The organism is Paenibacillus sp. p3-SID1389 (assembly GCF_025151705.1).
Classification (GTDB): domain Bacteria; phylum Bacillota; class Bacilli; order Paenibacillales; family Paenibacillaceae; genus Fontibacillus; species Fontibacillus phoenicis.
The window spans coordinates 31,160-50,222 of sequence record NZ_JALXVO010000032.1 but is presented as its reverse complement, the minus strand read 5'-3'; the positions used below and the strand labels follow the sequence as shown (position 1 = coordinate 50,222).

22 protein-coding genes and 1 riboswitch are annotated in these 19,063 nt (G+C 53.1%); of the genes, 19 read left to right on the top strand and 3 right to left on the bottom strand.

Annotated elements, in window-relative coordinates; translation table 11 throughout:
• Window positions 1-196 precede the first annotated feature (196 nt).
• From M3G15_RS14015 to sigF, 4 genes are all read left to right on the top strand, one after another.
• Complete coding sequence (locus M3G15_RS14015; protein ID WP_260071272.1) at window positions 197-1,387, top strand: D-alanyl-D-alanine carboxypeptidase family protein; 1,191 nt, start codon at window positions 197-199, stop codon at window positions 1,385-1,387.
• A 90-nt stretch (window positions 1,388-1,477) separates the two neighbouring features.
• A complete protein-coding gene (gene spoIIAA / locus M3G15_RS14010; RefSeq protein WP_260071271.1) occupies window positions 1,478-1,831 on the top strand; it encodes an anti-sigma F factor antagonist in 354 nt (117 codons plus the stop codon).
• 29 nt (window positions 1,832-1,860) lie between these two features.
• Window positions 1,861-2,289, top strand: a complete 429-nt coding sequence (gene spoIIAB, locus M3G15_RS14005; RefSeq protein ID WP_260071275.1) for an anti-sigma F factor — start codon at window positions 1,861-1,863, stop codon at window positions 2,287-2,289.
• Between the two features lie 11 nt (window positions 2,290-2,300).
• Complete coding sequence (gene sigF / locus M3G15_RS14000; RefSeq protein ID WP_016311742.1) at window positions 2,301-3,056, top strand: RNA polymerase sporulation sigma factor SigF; 756 nt, start codon at window positions 2,301-2,303, stop codon at window positions 3,054-3,056.
• A gap of 78 nt (window positions 3,057-3,134) precedes the next feature.
• Here the strand turns inward: sigF and chrA are convergent, their stop codons facing one another.
• Window positions 3,135-3,677 carry a chromate efflux transporter ChrA gene (gene chrA / locus M3G15_RS13995; RefSeq protein ID WP_260071270.1) on the bottom strand — a complete coding sequence of 181 codons (543 nt, stop codon included), beginning with the start codon at window positions 3,675-3,677 and terminating at the stop codon, window positions 3,135-3,137.
• The gene (gene chrB / locus M3G15_RS13990; protein ID WP_009225825.1) at window positions 3,674-4,276 is read right to left on the bottom strand and encodes a chromate efflux transporter ChrB; all 603 of its coding nucleotides are present in this window, start codon (window positions 4,274-4,276) and stop codon (window positions 3,674-3,676) included. The genes chrA and chrB overlap by 4 nt, the downstream gene beginning before the upstream one ends.
• 239 nt (window positions 4,277-4,515) lie before the next feature.
• On the opposite strand from chrB, the gene deoD reads away from it, so the two are divergent.
• The 6 genes from deoD (at window position 4,516) to M3G15_RS13960 (ending at window position 10,122) form a co-directional block, all read left to right on the top strand.
• Window positions 4,516-5,223 (top strand): purine-nucleoside phosphorylase, encoded by a 708-nt coding sequence (gene deoD / locus M3G15_RS13985; protein ID WP_260071269.1) that lies wholly within the window; start codon window positions 4,516-4,518, stop codon window positions 5,221-5,223.
• A gap of 142 nt (window positions 5,224-5,365) precedes the next feature.
• Window positions 5,366-6,007, top strand: a complete 642-nt coding sequence (locus tag M3G15_RS13980; RefSeq protein WP_260071268.1) for a stage V sporulation protein AA — start codon at window positions 5,366-5,368, stop codon at window positions 6,005-6,007.
• Complete coding sequence (locus tag M3G15_RS13975) at window positions 6,007-6,429, top strand: stage V sporulation protein AB (protein ID WP_260071267.1); 423 nt, start codon at window positions 6,007-6,009, stop codon at window positions 6,427-6,429. The genes M3G15_RS13980 and M3G15_RS13975 overlap by 1 nt, the downstream gene beginning before the upstream one ends.
• A gap of 49 nt (window positions 6,430-6,478) precedes the next feature.
• Window positions 6,479-8,101, top strand: a complete 1,623-nt coding sequence (locus M3G15_RS13970; RefSeq protein ID WP_397376625.1) for a spore germination protein — start codon at window positions 6,479-6,481, stop codon at window positions 8,099-8,101.
• Between the two features lie 112 nt (window positions 8,102-8,213).
• Complete coding sequence (lysA, locus tag M3G15_RS13965; protein WP_260071265.1) at window positions 8,214-9,542, top strand: diaminopimelate decarboxylase; 1,329 nt, start codon at window positions 8,214-8,216, stop codon at window positions 9,540-9,542.
• Between the two features lie 142 nt (window positions 9,543-9,684).
• Entirely contained in the window at window positions 9,685-10,122 is a 438-nt protein-coding gene (locus M3G15_RS13960) for a peptidylprolyl isomerase (RefSeq protein ID WP_009225831.1), read from the top strand.
• A gap of 68 nt (window positions 10,123-10,190) precedes the next feature.
• Here the strand turns inward: M3G15_RS13960 and tlp are convergent, their stop codons facing one another.
• Entirely contained in the window at window positions 10,191-10,418 is a 228-nt protein-coding gene (gene tlp, locus M3G15_RS13955) for a small acid-soluble spore protein Tlp (RefSeq protein ID WP_009225832.1), read from the bottom strand.
• A 188-nt stretch (window positions 10,419-10,606) separates the two neighbouring features.
• Window positions 10,607-10,769, top strand: a riboswitch (FMN riboswitch).
• 291 nt (window positions 10,770-11,060) lie between these two features.
• On the opposite strand from tlp, the gene ribD reads away from it, so the two are divergent.
• The 9 genes from ribD to M3G15_RS13910 all read left to right on the top strand — a co-directional run bounded on the left by ribD (window position 11,061) and on the right by M3G15_RS13910 (window position 19,018).
• Entirely contained in the window at window positions 11,061-12,182 is a 1,122-nt protein-coding gene (gene ribD, locus M3G15_RS13950) for a bifunctional diaminohydroxyphosphoribosylaminopyrimidine deaminase/5-amino-6-(5-phosphoribosylamino)uracil reductase RibD (protein ID WP_009225833.1), read from the top strand.
• Window positions 12,182-12,856 carry a riboflavin synthase gene (ribE, locus tag M3G15_RS13945; protein ID WP_260071264.1) on the top strand — a complete coding sequence of 225 codons (675 nt, stop codon included), beginning with the start codon at window positions 12,182-12,184 and terminating at the stop codon, window positions 12,854-12,856. The genes ribD and ribE overlap by 1 nt, the downstream gene beginning before the upstream one ends.
• 147 nt (window positions 12,857-13,003) lie before the next feature.
• Window positions 13,004-14,245, top strand: a complete 1,242-nt coding sequence (locus M3G15_RS13940) for a bifunctional 3,4-dihydroxy-2-butanone-4-phosphate synthase/GTP cyclohydrolase II (protein WP_016311753.1) — start codon at window positions 13,004-13,006, stop codon at window positions 14,243-14,245.
• Between the two features lie 62 nt (window positions 14,246-14,307).
• The gene (gene ribH / locus M3G15_RS13935) at window positions 14,308-14,775 is read left to right on the top strand and encodes a 6,7-dimethyl-8-ribityllumazine synthase (protein WP_009225836.1); all 468 of its coding nucleotides are present in this window, start codon (window positions 14,308-14,310) and stop codon (window positions 14,773-14,775) included.
• A 118-nt stretch (window positions 14,776-14,893) separates the two neighbouring features.
• A complete protein-coding gene (locus M3G15_RS13930) occupies window positions 14,894-15,691 on the top strand; it encodes a segregation and condensation protein A (protein WP_016311754.1) in 798 nt (265 codons plus the stop codon).
• The gene (gene scpB, locus M3G15_RS13925; protein WP_009225838.1) at window positions 15,660-16,328 is read left to right on the top strand and encodes an SMC-Scp complex subunit ScpB; all 669 of its coding nucleotides are present in this window, start codon (window positions 15,660-15,662) and stop codon (window positions 16,326-16,328) included. The genes M3G15_RS13930 and scpB overlap by 32 nt, the downstream gene beginning before the upstream one ends.
• Before the next feature lie 203 nt (window positions 16,329-16,531).
• Window positions 16,532-17,215, top strand: coding sequence for a DUF2953 domain-containing protein (locus tag M3G15_RS13920; protein ID WP_260071263.1), 684 nt, complete (start codon window positions 16,532-16,534; stop codon window positions 17,213-17,215).
• Window positions 17,188-17,679 carry a GerW family sporulation protein gene (gene ytfJ / locus M3G15_RS13915; protein WP_260071262.1) on the top strand — a complete coding sequence of 164 codons (492 nt, stop codon included), beginning with the start codon at window positions 17,188-17,190 and terminating at the stop codon, window positions 17,677-17,679. Before M3G15_RS13920 ends, ytfJ begins: the two co-directional genes overlap by 28 nt.
• A 139-nt stretch (window positions 17,680-17,818) precedes the next feature.
• Complete coding sequence (locus M3G15_RS13910) at window positions 17,819-19,018, top strand: D-alanyl-D-alanine carboxypeptidase family protein (protein ID WP_260071261.1); 1,200 nt, start codon at window positions 17,819-17,821, stop codon at window positions 19,016-19,018.
• The last annotated feature ends 45 nt before the right edge of the window (window positions 19,019-19,063 follow it).

Genomic DNA, 19,063 nt, shown 5'->3' with positions numbered 1-19,063 from the left:
CTCTATTTGCGAATCAACGCCTCATATCAACAAAATAAGGCCTAAAACTTCCCTTATTCAAAGGGTTGTGGCATGTAACGCCAAGAAATCAAACGCCGAAAGGCGTTTTTTCTTTTGGTGCCAGGAATATTATTCCTCTTTCATGCCGATACTAGGTTAGCAGAATCCAGACTTATGTCTTAAAGGAGGATAAACCTTGAAAAGACGGATGTTGACCTGGTTTGCCGCGTTCGTATTGGCCGTATCGGTGTGGCCGACCACCACCAGCGCAGAACATGGCGGACCGCACGTCGGGGATGATGAAATCGCATTGGCGGAAAATGCGCTGTCCGCCGTCTTGATCGATGCCGATACCGGCACGGTGATTTACGAGAAGAAGAGTCATGAGAAACTGCCTCCCGCCAGCATTACCAAGATTATGACGATGCTGCTGACGATGGAGGCGATCGATAACGGTACGCTGAAGCTGACCGATAAGGTGACTGCCAGCGAATATGCGGCATCTATGGGCGGCTCGCAGATCTTCCTGGAGCCGGGAGAAACGATGACCGTGGCTGAGCTGCTGAAGGGCGTGGCCATGGCGTCCGGGAACGATGCGTCCGTGGCGCTTGCCGAGAAAATCGCCGGCTCGGAAAAAGCGTTCGTCAAAATGATGAACGAACGGGCGCAGCAGCTCGGGTTAAAAGATACGCATTTTGCGAACTGTAACGGCTTGCCGGTGGCGGACCATTATAGCTCTGCTTACGATATCGCCATCATGAGCCGAGAGCTGCTGAAGCATGAGGAGATTACGAAGTATACCGGCGCGTACCAGGATTATTTGCGCCAAGGAACAGAGAAGCCGTTCTGGCTCGTGAACACGAACAAACTCGTGCGCTTCTACAGCGGGGCAGACGGCCTGAAGACCGGGTATACCTCGGAAGCGAAGTTCTGCCTTGCCGCTACCGCGAAACGTGACGGGCTGCGCTTAATCGCCGTAGTGCTTGGCGAGCCGAATACAAAAACGCGGAACAGCGAAGTCTCGGCGATGTTCGATTACGCCTTCTCGCAATACGCGCTGCTGCCGATTTATCAAGCGGGGGAAACGATCGGCAAAGTGAAGGTGCAGAAGGGGATGAGCGCTCAGCTGGAGCTGACCGCCGCCAAACCGCTAAACGTGTTGGTCAAAAAAGGCGTGAAGCAAGACAGTATCACACAAAAGCTGATCGCACCGGAAAAGCTTGCGGCACCTATTAAAGCCGGCCAAACGATCGGCAAGCTGGTCGTCTACCAGGATGGCCGCACGTTAACTGAGTTCGAGCTGACCGCCCCTGCGGACATTGATAAAGCGGGCTGGTGGACGTTGTTCAAGCGAACCGCCGCACACTTGTTTTTTGTAGATTCATAGGGCTTTTCTTCTAGTTTTGTCAGGCGGCAGGAATCCGGCCTGAGGTCGTAGAATTGTTGTGTTCATGTCTAGGGAGGAGAGTGAACAGGCGTGAATTTGCATGTGGAAATGGTAAGACACCGCGAGACATTAATTGTACGCTTGAGCGGGGAATTGGATCATCATACGGCGGACAACGTCCGCATGCGGATGGATGAAGAAATTGCCCGCGGAAACTGCCGCAATCTGGTGTTAAGCCTCAAAGAGCTGCAGTTTATGGATAGCTCCGGCATCGGCGTCATCCTCGGAAGATATAAGCTGATCAAGCAAAAGGGCGGGAAGATGGTCGTGTGCGACGTCAACCCGCCGGTATATCGACTGCTGGAAATGTCGGGATTGTTTAAGATTATGTCCATCTTCGAAAACGAGGATATGGCGCTGACTGAACTGGAGGTGGCCCTGTGAATACCAACGCGAATCAAGCCGGGAATTTCATGAAACTTCAGTTTGCCGCGAAGTCCGAAAACGAATCGTTTGCCCGGGTGACCGTCGCCGCCTTCGTATCCCAGCTGGATCCCACGATGGATGAGATCACCGACTTGAAGACGGTGGTTTCGGAAGCGGTCACCAACGCCATCATCCACGGATATGACGGGAACCCGGAAGGGATCGTCACCATTTCCGCCTCTATTGAGGGCGATACGGTGACTTTGATTATCGAGGATCAAGGCCGCGGTATCGAGGATGTGGAATTGGCGAAGCAGCCGCTTTATACGTCGAAGCCGGAACTGGAGCGCTCGGGGATGGGCTTTACGATCATGGAAAATTTCATGGATGAATTCGATGTGACCAGCGAGATTGGCGGGGGCACGCGCATTCGGATGAAGAAGAGGATTGTATCCAAGAAAGCTTTATACAATTAGGGGTTGGAGCTATGGATGCCGAAGTGAAGCAAATCTCGAGAGAGTTTTTGGACGACACGGAAGTGAAACGGTTGATCGCCCTGAGTCAATCCGGGGACAACGCTGCCAGAGACCGGCTGGTGAACTGCAACATTCGACTTGTCTGGTCCGTCGTGCAGCGGTTTATGAATCGGGGATACGAACCCGAGGATTTGTTTCAAATCGGCTGTATCGGCCTGTTGAAGTCGGTGGACAAGTTTGATCTCAGCTATGATGTGAAGTTTTCTACGTATGCGGTGCCGATGATCATCGGGGAAATTCAGCGTTTCCTGCGCGATGACGGGACGCTGAAGGTCAGCCGTTCGTTGAAGGAGATGGCGAACAAGGTTCGCAAGAAGAAGGATGAACTGTCCAAGCTGCTAGGCCGGCTTCCAACCGTGAAGGAAGTTGCCGATGAGCTGGGAGTTACTCCCGAGGATGTCGTGTTTGCCCAGGAGGCGAACAAACCGCCGGCATCCATTCACGAAACCGTATTTGAAAATGACGGCGATCCGATTACGCTGATGGATCAAATCGCTGATGAGACCCAGGAGCGCTGGTTTGATAAGCTGGCGCTGCATGAAGCGATCGACGGCTTAACCGACCGGGAGCGTCTAATCGTGTACCTAAGGTACTATCGCGACCAGACCCAATCGGAGGTGGCGACCCGGCTTGGGATATCCCAGGTTCAGGTGTCCAGGCTCGAGAAAAAAATATTGCAGAGCATTCGCGACCAGATCGCGCAATGAATTGGCAAGCCCTTCGGGCAGCATTTGCCTTAAACGGCACGCTGAACCGAGGGGCTTTTGCATTTATGCAGGTCGCGCTTACACGTAATGCTGGAGCACCAATCCGCCATAAATGAACGCGGCCACGATGACAGTAGCAGGATGAATTTTGCGGCGCTCCATCGCCCAGAACGCGATAGCAGCGATCGCCAGCGTCTGCCAGATGCCGATATCGTCTAAGGGCTCTTTGGCCATCCGCCAGGTAAGGGTGACCATCATGATGGCGATCACCGGCTGCACCAGCAAGGTCATCCCTTTGACGACGCTAGACTGGCGGTATTTGGCGAGCAGGCGGAGCAGCAGGATAAGGCCGGCCGCCGAGGGCAGCACGGTGCCCAGCAGCGCAAGTCCAAGGCCGATCCAACCGCCGACCTCAAAGCCTACGTAGGCGGCGATTTTGGTGGCGATGGGGCCTGGTAAGGCGTTGCCGAGGGCAAGCATATTGGAAAATTCCGCATCCGACAGCCAATGATAGTGGGGCACGATCTCCTGGTACATTAACGGAATGGAGGAGGGGCCTCCGCCATAGCCCAGCAAATTGGCGATCAGGAAGCCAAGCAGCAAGTTCAGCCAATCGATCATGGGCCATCTCCTTCCCCGTCCGGTCGCTTACGCTTGCTGCGGAAGCGCGCCATCGCTCGGTAATGTACGGCACCGTAGCCAAGGAACAACACAATCACGAGCGCTGGATGAACTTGCAAGACCACCAGCAGCAATAGGGCCAGGAGCATGAACAGGATACCGGAGATGACGCCGAGCCCTTTGATTCCTTTTTTCGCAAATTCATAAGCCATGACTCCGAGCATAACGGCGATCACAGGCGAGACAGCCGCGATCATCCCTTTCACGACGCGAGACCCAGCTAGAAGATTCACAGCTGAGAGCAGCAGGAGCATCGCCAGGACACTGGGGAAGATGTGCATGATCACAGCATAGAACGCTCCCAGAACCCCTCTACGCTTATAGCCCAGGTAGGCGGCCATCTTCGTTGCGATGGGGCCGGGCAAGGCGTTGGCGATGGCGAGAATTTCGCCAAACTCTTCATCGCCAAGCCACTGATAACGCTTGACGGCATCGTGCCGGATCAAGGGGATGACGGAAGGTCCGCCACCGTAACCTAACACGCCGGTTCTAACCATGGATACGCCCAGGTCCAAATAATCTTTAAGATGAGGTTTCAAGCGGTTCCCTCCTTTGTTCTTAAGTTACCCGACTTCGCCCAATCCTAGAATAACCAGTCAACCCTATTATAGGGGGAAGGAGAGGGAAGCGGCGAAAAAATGTGCATCGTGAGGCAGGTGCATCAATGCATCAATACGGTTCTGCGGTGATTGCATCCATGTACGATGGTTGTCGCATCCTATATAATAAAGAGCGTTGATATCAATACCAAAATTGGAAGCAAGGGAGATACCAGAACATGAGTGTACATATCGCAGCGAAACCGGGAGAAATCGCCGAAACGATCCTGCTGCCTGGAGATCCGCTCCGGGCTAAATTTATCGCCGAGACGTATTTGAGCGACGTCATCTGTTATAACGAAGTGCGCGGCATGCTTGGCTTTACCGGAACGTATCAAGGGAAACGGATTTCGGTACAGGGTACCGGTATGGGCATCCCGTCGATTTCGATCTATGTGAATGAGCTGTTGAAGGAGTACGGTGTCCAAAATCTGATCCGTGTGGGGACTTGCGGCGGCATGCAGCCGCATGTGCACGTACGAGACGTTATTTTGGCTCAAGCTTCCTGTACCGATTCCAGCATGAACCGCCATGTCTTCAGCGGGTACGATTTTGCGCCGATCGCTAACTTTGAGTTGCTGAAGGCGGCTTATGAGCGCGGCGTGGAAAAAGGGCTGAAGCTGCATGTCGGCAACATTTTCAGCTCGGACATGTTCTATCGCGACGATACGAGTGTGACCCAGCTGCTGATGAAATACGGCGTGCTGGGAGTCGAAATGGAAACCACCGCCCTCTATACCCTGGCCGCCAAATACGGCGTGAAGGCGTTGACGATTCTGACCGTCAGCGACCATCTGCTGACTGGCGAGGAGACGTCGGCGGAGGAACGGCAAACGACGTTTAAGCAAATGATGGAAGTGGCTCTGGATACGGCAGCATCGCTGTAATCCCAGAAGAGCTCAATCGAATCAAGCATGGGAGCGGATGCGTAAGCATCGTCCCATGCTTTTTTTTGCGTGCAAGAGTAAGAGTAAAGCCCCCCCTCGCTTGGCATACTATGGGCAATACGCTAGTGGAAGGGTGGTCAGCATGGAGAATGAGTCCGCGTCCATCGTCTATTTGCGTCTGCGCAAGCAGGTCGGACTTCCCGCCGGGGTGCCGATCCGGCTGCGGGACGTAGCCCGAGTGCTGGCAGAGCCGGAGCTGGAGGGCAAGCTGCTGGAGCTGGAGTTGGTCCGGCCGGAGCAACGTGACGGGAATCTGATCGTGATTGATACGCTGCAGGTCATTTCCGCGATCCAAACGAAGTTTCCCGGGCTGCGGATTGAGCTGCTTGGCGAGCCCCATGTACTCGTGGAAATGGTCAGAGCCGAGAAGAAGCCGTCTCTGCTGCTGTTTGCCTTAGTATGGCTGCTGCTCTTCTTTGGAGCGGCCTTGACCATCATGAACTTTCACGCCGACGTCAGCATGCCCGAGGTTCAGGTCCGGATCGTGGAGATGATCACGGGGGAGAAGGACGAGCATCCTTATCTATTTCAAGGGGCCTATTCCGTAGGTATCGGTTTTGGGATGATCGTATTCTTTAATCATTTGTTTAAGAAAAAATGGAACGAGGAACCCACCCCGCTCGAAGTTGAAATGTTCCTCTACCAGGAGAACCTGAACCAATACGTCGTTGCTGAAGAGTACAAAAAAATGCACCGCGCCGATTCAGCGGCGAAGCGAAGCTGATGTCACCTGTTGCTGCGGGGTTGGCGATCTTCCTTGGCCTGGCCGGCGGCATTGCTATTGGCGGAGGCGTGATCGCCTTATTTATCGTGCTCGACATGATTCCGCGCCTGGCCCAGGTGACAAATTCCTACGATAAGGTGCATTGGTATGAAGGGGCGATGATCGCCGGAGCGGTGATTGGCACGGTAGCGGACTTCTGGAACTGGAAGGTGGCCGGGCCATGGCTGATTACCGGCATCGTCGGTTTGTTTAACGGCGTATTCGTGGGGATGCTGGCGGCGGCTTTGACCGAGGTGCTGAACGTACTTCCCATATTAGCCAAGAGGCTGCATATGCAGCGATATCTGTTTGGCTTCTTGCTCGCGATGGTGTTTGGCAAAATGGCGGGCTCCCTGTTTGAGTGGTTTATTTACAGACCGTGATTTGAAGAAACGGAGGTAGATGTGGATGGAGCAGGATACGCAGGAAACGATGCAGGGCGGAATGGATCAGCCGCAGGCGATCCCGGACTTCGTGCCTGAGGAAGAAGAAAATTTTCTGCAGGAGAATTATCCGGAAGAGGAAGCGATCAGACGGAAACGCGAAGCGGAGCGGTCCGATAACGTTGAGGAGTCGGTCATCTATTGGCAGCAAAGCGATGCGATCAGCCGCAGTCTGACGACAACGAAACATACGCTGAAGGAAGTCATCGGAGCGGGAGAGAGCTTTGACGTTGTGTTCCGCGACATGACCTTCGGCGGCAAACGCACCTGCCTGTTCTTCATCAATGGGTTTGCGAGAACCGACGTCATGCAGGAGATCATTAAACGGCTGACGTATTTGACGCCGGAAAATTTAACGACCGGAGCGCTTCGATCCTTCTTCGAGCTCTATATTCCTCATATTCAGGTGGAAAAAACGGAGAAGCTGAGCGACGCCATCAATAAAACGTTAACCGGCATGAGCACGCTGTTTATCGAAGGCGAGCAAACCGCGCTGATCATGGATACCCGGTTGTACCCGACGCGCAGCCCAGAGGAACCTTCGCTGGAGCGCGTCGTCCGCGGTTCGCGGGACGGATTCACGGAGACCTTGGTGACCAACATTACCTTGGTCCGCCGCCGGCTTCGTGACCCAGGACTGAAGCTGGAGATGGTCAGCGTTGGCCGTCGGACCCGCACCGATGTCTGTATCGCCTACATCGATGATATCGTGGATAAGACCCAAGTCGATTCGATCCGTGAGAAAATCAAAGCCGTTAACATCGACGGGATACCTCTGGCGGATAAGCAGTTGGAGGAAGCGATCATTCACCGAGGATGGAATCCGTATCCGTTGGTACGCTACTCGGAACGTCCGGACGTCGTTGCTTCGCATTTGCTCGAAGGACGGGTTGTCGTGTTTGTGGATACATCGCCCAGCGTGATGATATTGCCGACGACCTTTTTTGATCTATGCCAGCATGCGGAGGAGAACCGGCAGACCCCATTCATGGGGACTTACCTGCGTTGGGTCCGCTTCTTTGGGATTTTCGCCTCGCTCTTCCTGCTGCCGATTTGGCTGCTGATCGTCGTTCATCCGGAGTTCAAGCCGGCGGGGCTTGCCTTTATCGGGCCTCAGGAGCAGGGCAAAATCCCTCTCATCGCCCAATTCCTGTTAGTCGAGTTCGGCGTCGATCTGATGCGGATGGCGGCTGTGCACACGCCGACGCCGCTGGCATCAGCGATGGGCTTGATCGCTGCGATCCTGATCGGTGATATCGCCGTCCAGACGGGGCTGTTCGTCAACGAGGTTGTCCTTTATATGGCGGTAGCGGCCGTCGGGATGTTTGCAACGCCGAGCTATGAGTTGGGACTGGCCAATCGCGTCGTGCGGCTCGCTTTGCTTGTGGCCGTGGCGATTTTCGGCGCCGGCGGGCTGATTGTCGGGATCACCACATTTATCGTTTTGCTGACCCTGCGCCGCTCGAATAATTCGTCTTACTTGTGGCCGTTCATACCTTTTAATGCAAAGGCGATGGCCGGGGTATTATTCCGCGTTCCGGTCATGACATCCAAGCAGAGACCGTCCTCCAACAAACCGCGCGACAACACGCGAATGCCGGGCAAAAAGTGAGGCTTAGGCTTGTTTAACAAATAACACAAATGATATTCCGAAAAATCCATTTTTCAGTTTCCCGGTTGTTTGCTATACTGGTGTAAAATTGTGAAAGTGGAGGACTGCATAGATGTATTTACACGGTACCAGCAAAATTAATGCAAAAGGCCATCTCGAAATCGGCGGCTGCGATACGGTCGAGCTGAAGCAAACCTACGGAACGCCGCTGTATATCGTAGATGAAGCCCTTGTGCGGCAAAGATGCCGTGAATATATGGGTGCTTTCCGGGCATCGGGGCTGTCTTTCCAGGTCGCCTATGCCAGCAAAGCATTCTGCGTCATGGCGATGTGCCGGCTGGCCGAGGAGGAGGGCTTGTCCCTGGATGTTGTCTCCGAAGGTGAATTGTATACGGCCCTTCAAGCGGGATTTCCTGCGCAGCGAATCCATTTTCATGGCAACAACAAGACGCCAGATGAATTGGAAATGGCGATTTCCGCCGGGATTGGCTGTTTCGTAGCGGACAACTTTACGGAGCTGCACATGCTGCAGGCGCTTGCCGCCGAGAAAGGCGTTACGGTCAATGTCCTGCTGCGCGTAACACCAGGGGTGGAAGCCCATACGCATGAATATATTTCAACCGGTCAGACGGACTCGAAGTTCGGGTTTGATATCGGCAACGGTTCGGCGTTGGAAGCCGTTGATTTGGCCAACCGCAGCCTGAATCTGCATTTGCTTGGCGTGCATTCGCATATCGGCTCGCAAATTTTTGAAGTGGAAGGGTTCCAGTTGGCGGTTGAGCGCGTCGCGGCTTTTGCTATGCAGGTGAAGGATCAGCTTGGTGTGATCTTCAAGGTGGTTAACCTGGGCGGCGGCTTTGGCATTCGTTATACGGAAGGCGACACACCGCTGAAGGTGTCCGATTATGTTGGAGCGATTACGGATGCAGTGAAACGGGAGTTCGCTGATTATCCGCAGCTTCCGGAAATCTGGGTTGAACCGGGCCGGAGCATCGTAGGTGATGCTGGCACGACGCTGTATACGGTAGGTACAAGCAAGGATATCCCTGGCGTACGTAAATACGTGGCCGTTGATGGCGGAATGACGGACAACCCACGTCCGGCGCTGTACGGGTCGAAATATGAGGCGATGCTGGCCAACCGCGCCAACGATGCCAATGAAGAGATCGTGTCGATTGCCGGTAAATGCTGCGAAAGCGGCGATATGTTGATTTGGGACGTAGAGCTGCCGAAGGTGAACAGCGGCGATCTGCTCGCCGTATCCTGCACCGGTGCGTACAACTACGCGATGGCCAGCAACTACAACCGGATCCGTCGTCCGGCGGTCGTGTTCGTGCAAGACGGCCGCAGCGATCTTGTCGTGAAGCGCGAGTCGTTGCAGGATCTGGTCGCATGTGACGTGATTCCAGAACGGATCGCGAAGCAGCCATCGCTGAAATAGGCAGGAGCGATTGAAGCAACAAGGCCTAAGAGGGAGCGTGTATTCGTTCCCTGTTTGGCCTTGTTTTGCTTGTACGCGGATTTTCTAGTAAACTGTAAGAGGTTTGTCCCAGACGTTCATATAGAAGGGTGTGTACATTGATATGAAAAAAGGTAAAATCGTTTTGGAAAAAGGCGGAGAAGTCGAAATTCAGTTCCTGCCCGAGGAAGCTCCTGGAACGGTCGCGAACTTTGAGAAGCTGGCCAACTCCGGATTTTATAACGGACTTACGTTTCATCGCGTGATTCCGGGTTTTGTCGCGCAAGGAGGTTGTCCGATCGGCAATGGTACGGGCGGTCCGGGCTATACGATCAAATGCGAAACAGATACCAACGTGACCAAGCATGAGCGCGGGGTATTGTCGATGGCCCATGCCGGCAAGGATACAGGCGGCAGCCAGTTCTTTATCGTCTATGAGCCGCAGCCGCATTTGAACGGAGTGCATACCGTTTTCGGTAAAGTGATTTCGGGTATGGAATACGTGGACCAAATTCGTCCTGGGGATAAAATGAAGGAAGTTACCGTTTGGGACGAAGCTTAATCAGCCAGTAAGTAAGAGGGCCCCGCAAATCCAAGTTGGTCTTGGCGGCGGAGCCCCTTTTCATTGAATTAAGATTTTCTTTGGTGAGCGGCTTCGTCTTTGATCTCTTCGCGTAAGCCTTCGATAGCGTGCAGTCGTTTCTCGTTCTTCTCCTCGATTTGCTTCTTCTCCTGAGGGGAGATTTCGTCAGCATGTTCGCTGAGGTAATCTTGTCCTTCACGGAAATTCTTAATCGTGTTTTGGATGCTCCGTTGCAGCTTTTCCACATTGTCGGAGCGATTATCCGGTTTTGCCACGTTCATTCCTCCTGAGAATTGAATTTGTCATACGATATCGTTCTTAAGGTTAGCTCTTTAGGCCGGTTTTTATGCACATCTGCAAGTACCCGCTAGGTGGAGGTTCGCTGGCGTTGTGACAGGTGTGCTTGATTTTTTGCAAAATTAGTGCTAACATTCGTCTTGCAGTCATGCAAATTTAATATTTGGCAATCCTTCGGGGCAGGGTGAAATTCCCTACCGACGGTGATGGCTCATTGGACGCTCGTTCGATGAAGCACAAGTCCGTGACCCGCAGCGCTTACGTAAGCATGCGGCTGAGCCGGTGAGATTCCGGGACCGACAGTATAGTCTGGATGGGAGAAGGAAAACGCGAGAGCACGTACGTTATTTTATTTGCGAAGGTGTTCATACCTAAAGAGCTTCAAACGATCAAGTTCTATTTTTCACATATATACGATGGTGAAGAGTCTTGACGTTGCCAAGCTTTCGTTTTGGTCCATTGTCGTCTTGTACGATCTCAGATCGTGTCGTGGCGACAGGGAGGAGACGAAGGTGCTCTTTTTGATATGCGTAAAACCACTCTCATTTCAACCCTGCCGGATTGCGGCAGGGTTGTTTTTGTATTCTTCGCTTCACGGATTGGTGTAAGGAGGACCGCGGATGAAGGTGATTGACGACGAATATTACATGGCTCTAGCGCTGGACATGGCGGAGCGCGCGCAGGGACAAACCGGGACCAATCCGGTCGTTGGTGCCGTTGTCGTGAAGGACGGGGCATTGGTTGGGCTGGGTACGCACTTGAAGCGGGGAACTCCGCATGCCGAGGTGCATGCCCTGAACATGGCCGGTTCCCAGGCAGAAGGCAGCACCGTTTATGTCACCTTGGAGCCCTGCAGCCATCACGGGTTAACGCCGCCTTGCGCAGAGCGCTTGATTCACGAGAAGGTGCAGCGCGTCGTAGTTGCCTGCGAAGATCCAAATCCGCTGGTCGCCGGCAAAGGCATTGAGCTGCTTCGCGCCGCCGGGATTGAGGTGGAAGTTGGTGTGCTGCGTGAACGGGCTTTGAAGCTGAATCGTCGCTTTATTAAGTTCATCACGACCGGCATGCCGTATGTGACGATCAAATCCGCCAGCACGCTGGATGGGAAGCTGGCGAGTCGGACGGGGGACAGCAAGTGGATCTCCAACGAGGGAGCAAGAGAAATCGTCCATACGATGCGGCATCGCCATCAGGCCATTATGGTAGGCGCCTCGACGATCCTCGCGGATGATCCGCAGCTGACTACCCGGTTATCCGTTCCGGGATTGTCGCCCATTCGCATCATCGCGGATTCGACGCTCCGCATTCCAGAGACGGCACAAGTCCTTCGGGATGGGCAAGCTCCCACATGGATTGTGACGACGGAACAGGCTGATCCAGACAAGGCAGCACGCCTCATCCACCTTGGGGCGGAAGTTCTCCGCTGCGGCAGCGGTCCGCAGGTTGATCTACGGAACGCGCTCGTTCAACTCGGACAGCGAGGGATTTCTTCTGTACTCGTAGAAGGAGGCGGACGTCTAAACGGTTCGCTATTGGAGCAGCAGCTGGTGGATGAGATCGTGCTTTTCCTTGCTCCCAAGCTGATCGGAGGAGCTGAAGCGCCCTCGAGCTTTAGCTTTGCCGGGTATGATCTAATGCGGGATGCGGTGACCTTGCGCGACATGGAAGTCGAACAAATCGGGGATAATGTGTGCATCCGGGGAGTACCGGTCTGGGCGCAGGTGAAGGAGGGAGATCACTAATGTTTACAGGACTTGTGGAAGAAATCGGCACGATGAAATCGATCAGCCGCAAAGGGGAAGCGATGATTCTGAACATTTCGGCGAAGGTTGTGACGGAAGGCATCAAGCTAGGTGACAGCATTTCGGTGAACGGAGTCTGCTTGACAGCCACCTCGTTTGACGCTTCCTCCTTTACGGTAGACGTGATGCCGCAGACGTTCCGCAACACGAATCTAAAGGATTTGAAACCAGGCAGCCGTGTGAATCTGGAGCGGGCCATGGCGGCGAATGGACGGTTCGGCGGACATATCGTACAGGGACATGTCGACGGAGTCGGCACCATTGTTGGAACGAGCCAGGATCAGAATGCGGTCGTGTTTGAAATTCGTCCAAGTAAGCCTTCCTTATTCAAATACATTATTCCTAAAGGCTCCATCGCTGTAGACGGGATCAGCTTAACGGTGGTCGAAGCGGAAGGCGGGACGTTTACGGTATCCATCATCCCGCATACGTTAGCCGAGACGGTGCTCGCCTTCAAGCGGGCGGGAGATACGGTGAATCTGGAATGCGATGTGCTTGGAAAATACGTGGATCATCTCCTCAAGTACGGCAGAGGCGGTCAGGATACGGAAGAAGCGAGCGGCGGCGAGTCGGGAATCAACCTCCCGTTTCTGGCTGCGAACGGGTTCGTTTAAATTTGATTTTAACGGAACGGAGAGCTCTGCGCTAAATAAGACCTCCTAGTTCCGTTAGCAGTGCAAATCGCCCAATGTGTTGAGGAATAACGTCTCAGAGTTCTGTTACATCAGACGATCAACATTTACTTTAAGGAGGGGAAAGTGATGAGTGACATTGTATTAGACCGGGTCGAAGAAGCGATTTACGAACTGATGCGGGGGAAGGTCATTATCGTCGTCGACGACGAAGACCGGGAGAATGAAGGAGATTTCGTGGCACTGGCTGAAAAGGCAACGCCCGAAGTGATCAACTTCATGATCACCCAAGGCCGCGGTCTGGTCTGCCTGCCGATTACGGCGGAACGGGCAGAAGAGTTGGATTTGCAGCCGATGGTGGCGCAAAATACGGATAATCATGGGACGGCCTTTACCGTCTCCATTGACCATAAAGATACAACGACGGGAATCTCGGCATATGAGCGTTCGTTGACGGTGAAGGCGATCATGGATCCCAACGCCAAGCCATCGGACTTCCGCCGCCCAGGCCATATGTTCCCGCTGATCGCCAAGAAAGGCGGCGTGCTGCGCCGCGCTGGACATACGGAAGCCGCGGTTGATCTGGCCCGGATGTGCGGGGCCTATCCTGCTGGCGTCATTTGCGAGGTTATTAAGGAAGACGGGACGATGGCCCGGCTGCCGGATTTGGTGGAGATCGCCAAAACTTATGATCTCAAGCTGATCAGCGTCAAAGACCTGATCCATTACCGCAATGAGAAAGAGAAATTGGTGAATCGCGAAGTGGAAGTGCGCATGCCAACCGATTACGGCGAGTTCCGCGCTGTCGCTTATACAAATGATGTGGATAATAAAGAACACGTTGCGCTTGTCAAAGGAGAAATCAACGGCGATGAGCCGGTGTTGGTGCGGGTGCACTCTGAGTGCTTGACCGGGGACGTGTTCCACTCTCACCGCTGCGATTGCGGTCCGCAGTTTGAAGCCGCTTTGCGCCAGATTGAGGAAGCTGGCAGAGGCGTGCTGCTATATATGCGACAGGAGGGGCGCGGCATCGGCTTGATTAACAAGCTGAAAGCCTACAAACTGCAGGAACAAGGCTTTGATACGGTGGACGCCAACCTGAAGCTTGGATTTCCGGCAGACCTGCGCGATTACGGAATTGGGGCGCAGATTCTCAAGGATCTGGGTGTCCGCAAAATTCGCTTGATGACCAACAATCCACGTAAAATCAAAGGCTTGGAGGGCTATGGCCTGGAGGTTGTCGAACGGGTACCTATCCAAATGAAAGAGAACGAGGATAACACCAAGTACTTGCATACCAAACAAGCGAAATTAGGGCATTTGCTCAAATTTGACGATGTGGAGCAGGATGAATCCTCCACTCGCGTTTAAAGGCGAAGCAAACTCCCTCTTAGCAATGATCTAACTCTACTAATAGAAAGGTTTGATGAATCATGGCAAACGTATTTGAAGGGCATTTAGTATCGGACGGGTTAAAATATGCGATCGTGGTCAGCCGCTTTAATGAATTTATTACAAGCAAGCTGCTTTCCGGCGCCTTGGATGCATTGAAACGGCATGGAGCCAAAGAGGAAGAAATTTATGTCGCCTGGGTACCGGGGGCATTTGAAATCCCGTTTGCGGCACAGAAGCTGGCGGAGAGCGGCAAATACGATGCAGTCATTACACTGGGTACGGTCATCCGCGGTTCCACCACTCATTATGATTATGTCTGCAACGAGGTTTCCAAAGGCGTTGCTGCCGTTGGCCTTAAAACCGGCGTGCCTACGATCTTTGGCGTCGTAACGACCGAAAATATCGAGCAGGCGATCGAACGTGCCGGAACGAAAGCCGGAAATAAAGGCTGGGATGCCGCACTGGCAGCTATCGAAATGGCGAACTTGACGAAACAGCTGCAATAATGCTTATCTTAATGTAGTACCCCTGAGCCGTAGGGGTACTACATTTTTCTTTTGCAACAACCGATTTTTAAGGTAAACTTATGTACATACATGTTTGCTTACGGGTGGAGGATGTTCATTGACGACAGTAACGTATAAGCTGGAAACCTTCGAGGGGCCGCTGGATTTGCTATTGCACCTGATCGATAAAGCCGAGATTGATATCCATCAAATCTCCATCAGTGAGATTACCGATCAGTACCTCGAATATTTGCAAGACATGCAGGAGCTTGAGCTGGAGGTCACCAGCGAGTTTCTGGTCATGGCTGCGACGCTGCTGTCGATCAAGAGTAAGCAGCTGCTGCCGAAACCACCCGTCATCGAAATGGACGATGATTTCGATTACTTGTTTGAGGAGGAAGAGGATCCTCGGGACGAGCTCATCCGCAAGCTGATCGAATACCGTAAATATAAAGGGATCGCTGCGCATTTGCATGAACGCGAATGGGAGCGCAGCTTGATTTTCTCGAAAGAACCGGAGGATCTGACGCCGTTTATGCCGGAGGTGCAGGAGAACCCTGTGAAAGGGCTGCATGCTGCTGATTTGATTGCCGTCTTCCAGAAGGCGATGCGTCGGGCAGCCAAGCGCAACACGGTGGCGCGGATTCACCGCGACGAAATTTCCGTTAAGGACCGGCTGAAGGAAGTCGTGTCCGCGTTCGAGCATGTGGGGAAAGGCGGCAGGTTGCTCTTTTCCAAGCTGCTGCATACGGAGATGAGTCGGCACGAAATCGTCGTCACGTTTTTGGCCGTGTTGGAACTGATGAAGATGAAGCAAATCGTCTGCTATCAGAACCGGCTTTTCGACGATATTGTTATGGAGTGGAGAGGGGAAGGAAGTATCGATGAATTTTCAGGAATTGAAATCGATTATTGAGGGGTTGCTCTTCTTGGCAGGTGAGGAAGGCTTAAGCCTCAAACAGCTGGCTGAAGTGACGGAGCAGCGGCAAGAGGTGGTGTCCGATGCCTTGCTGGATATGAAATCGTCCTTCGAGCGAGCCGGCAGAGGACTGCAAATCGTGCAAATCGCCGGCAACTACCAGTTGGCGACGCTTCCGGAGCATGCCCCTTATTTCGAACGGCTGGCTTATTCGCCTTCGCGTTCGACCTTATCCCAGGCTGCGCTTGAAACGTTATCGATTATCGCTTATCGTCAACCGATTACTCGGGTAGAGATTGAGGAAATCCGGGGGGTGAAATCCGAGCGGGCGATTCATTCCCTGGTCAACAAGGATTTAATTGAAGAAGTGGGCCGCGCTGAAGCGATCGGGCGTCCAATTTTGTACGGGACCACCAAAGCGTTTCTGGACTATTTTGGACTGGCCAGCCTAAAGGATTTGCCGGACTTGGCCGATTTCGAAAGTGCCGAGGAGCTGGAGGAGGAGACGCAGCTCCTGTTCCAGCGCTTAGAGGAACAACAGCTGACGTTTGATGATGTAAATCAGGATTTTGTTGCAAAGGAGGAGGAGTCACCGGGGGAAAATCCCGATGATATGGAACCAGGGAATTTATGAGGACATCCGCAAAGAAACCGCAGGCAGAACGAACCGACGATCCCGCTCAAATTGAGAAGGGATCGTTTGTTATTCGGCCCCAAAACGCATTAAGTTTGTTATCGAACACTTTGCTTAAATCGTGAAACGTATCGAATGATTTTCTTTTGGGATAGCCATACTACGATGGAGTATTTTATCTGATAGGTATGGAGGGCTTTCCCGTGTGGATTTGGCTCGGAGGCATCCTGATCCTGCTGCTGCTAATAGCTGCCTTGATTTTGCTGTCTACCATTACGTTCAATATGACCCTGCGCAAGAAAAATCGGGATGACACGGTGTTGTTGGAAGTCACGATGCTCTATGGCTTTGTTCGCTTACGTTACCAGGTACCTACGATCCGGATCAAAAATTGGCGTGACGGTGTGCAGATCGAGAAAAATCAGCCAGAGAACGTGCTGCAAAAGGAATCCACCAGCGTCAACCATGAGGTGAACAAGGACAAGATCGAGCTTTGGATGGATCAATTCGAACGGTTGCTTCAGGCGACCAGCAGGCTGCGGGTCTGGCTTCAATCCACACTTCGCCGCGTTTCCTTCCGCAAGCTGGAATGGTCAACGAACATCGCATTAGAGGATGCGGCCCATACCGCTACATTAACGGGGGCAATATGGGGAGTTAAAGCGACGCTTGTCGGCTGGCTTACCCGCTATATTACTTTGAAGCAAAGACCTAAATTATTTGTGGTTCCTGTATTCGGCAGCAAGCCGTTATTTTCCACGGAATTCCGCTGCATAGCGCAAATTCGCTGCGGTTATGCTATCTATGCTGGACTGGTACTTATAGTTCGCGTGCTAAAAGTGAAGGGAGGAGTTAAAAAATGGCTGACCATCCTATTCAAGGACTAATGCAAACCGCCATGGAAAACATCAAGGAAATGGTTGATGTCAACACGATCGTGGGTGAGCCGGTCGAAACGCCGGACGGCAGCGTGATTTTGCCGATCAGCCGCGTGGGCTTCGGTTTTGCTGCCGGGGGGAGCGATTTTATTGTCGATGACGAACACAATAAATCGGCCACAAGCTCGTCCGAGCACGGCAAAGCCCGTCCGTTTGGCGGCGGTAGCGGCGGCGGGGTATCGATTAATCCGATCGCGTTCCTCGTCGTTGGGAAGCCGGGGGTACACATTGTACCGCTGGATAACCAAACGCATCTTGTCGAAAAAATCATCGATACGTTGCCTGGCGTCATCGACAGAATCCAGTCCATGTTCCCGAACCAACATGCATCTGCGAATGCCTCGATGGCAACAGCACAAGCCACTCAGATGCAGGAATCGGCCGTCCAAGCCGGCATCAATCCTTTTGCATAACCGCTTTTTGACCGTTGATCCTTTCCGGGCTGCCGGGAGGGGTCTTTTTCTTGATTTCAGGTGGGACATACTCTCTTGGAAAATTGCATATAAGTAAACAAGTACCCGCTACAGTACCTGTTACCGGAGGAATCCACTTATGAAGAAAGACTCACATGACCGCAGATTTCGCACACTTTGCCGCTTATTGGCCGCGGTTCTGCTGCTCGCTTGGGTGAATCCGCAGGCCGTACAAGCTGCTCCCGCTGCGCCATCGATCCATGCTCAGGCCGCTGCGGTCATTGACGTGACTTCGGGCCGCCTGCTGTACAGCTTGCAAGGAGATGACGAGCTGCCGATCGCCAGCTTGACCAAGATCATGACCGCCATCGTGGCTATCGAGCACGGCAAGCTGTCGGATACGGTCACGGTTGGGAAGAACGCGTACGGGAAGGAAGGCTCATCCCTATATCTCCATTTAGGGGAAGAGATGAGTCTGGAAAATATGCTCTACGGGCTGATGCTCCGTTCGGGCAACGATGCCGCGACAGCGATTGCTGAACATGTGGGCGGCTCGGAAGAAGGCTTCGTTTATTTAATGAATGAAAAGGCCAAGCTGCTCGGACTGACGCATACCCATTTTCAAAATCCGCATGGTTTAGATGCCGAAGGGCACTATTCTTCAGCCAACGATTTGGCCAAGCTGACAAGCTATGCTTTGAAAAATCCGCATTTTAAGGAGATCGTCCGAACGCCCAGCAAAACCGCGCCAAATCCCAATGATCCGTGGGATTATAAATGGCTGAACAAGAACAAGATGCTGCGCTTCTATGATGGGGCGGACGGCGTCAAAACCGGCTATACCAAGACGGCCAGACGCTGTTTGGTGAGCTCCGCGACCCGAAAAGGACAACAAATCGCCGTTGTTACATTAAACGACGGGGATGATTGGAATGATCACCGCAAGCTGTTGGACTACGGTTTTGCTAACTTTCCGCTGACGACGTTGATCGGCAAAGGGCAAGAGATTGAAAACAGCCTGGTTACCGGGGCGGAATTCAAATATGCGTTGGCACCGGAGGAAGTCGGTCAGATTGAGAGAAGGCTGAAGCTAGTAGAGGCGCACACAGGCTCGTTTGGTTATCGCGGAAGAATCAGCGTTCGATTAAAGGGAGAAGAAATCGGCACGGTGCCGGTTTACGATAAGGTCAGCTACAACCCGTCCCTCATGGAGAGGGGAAGCGAGCCGAATGTCGGCGGAGCCTTTGGTTTTGCCTCGGACCATAAGGTAATTCAATTACCTTCCGATTGGTCCGGGGCGTTAAAGAAGGTGTTGCAAACCTTGCTGTTTGACGTTTGAGTGTAATTAAGGGAGATAGGCAGGACTGGGCCAAGGAGGGGAAGG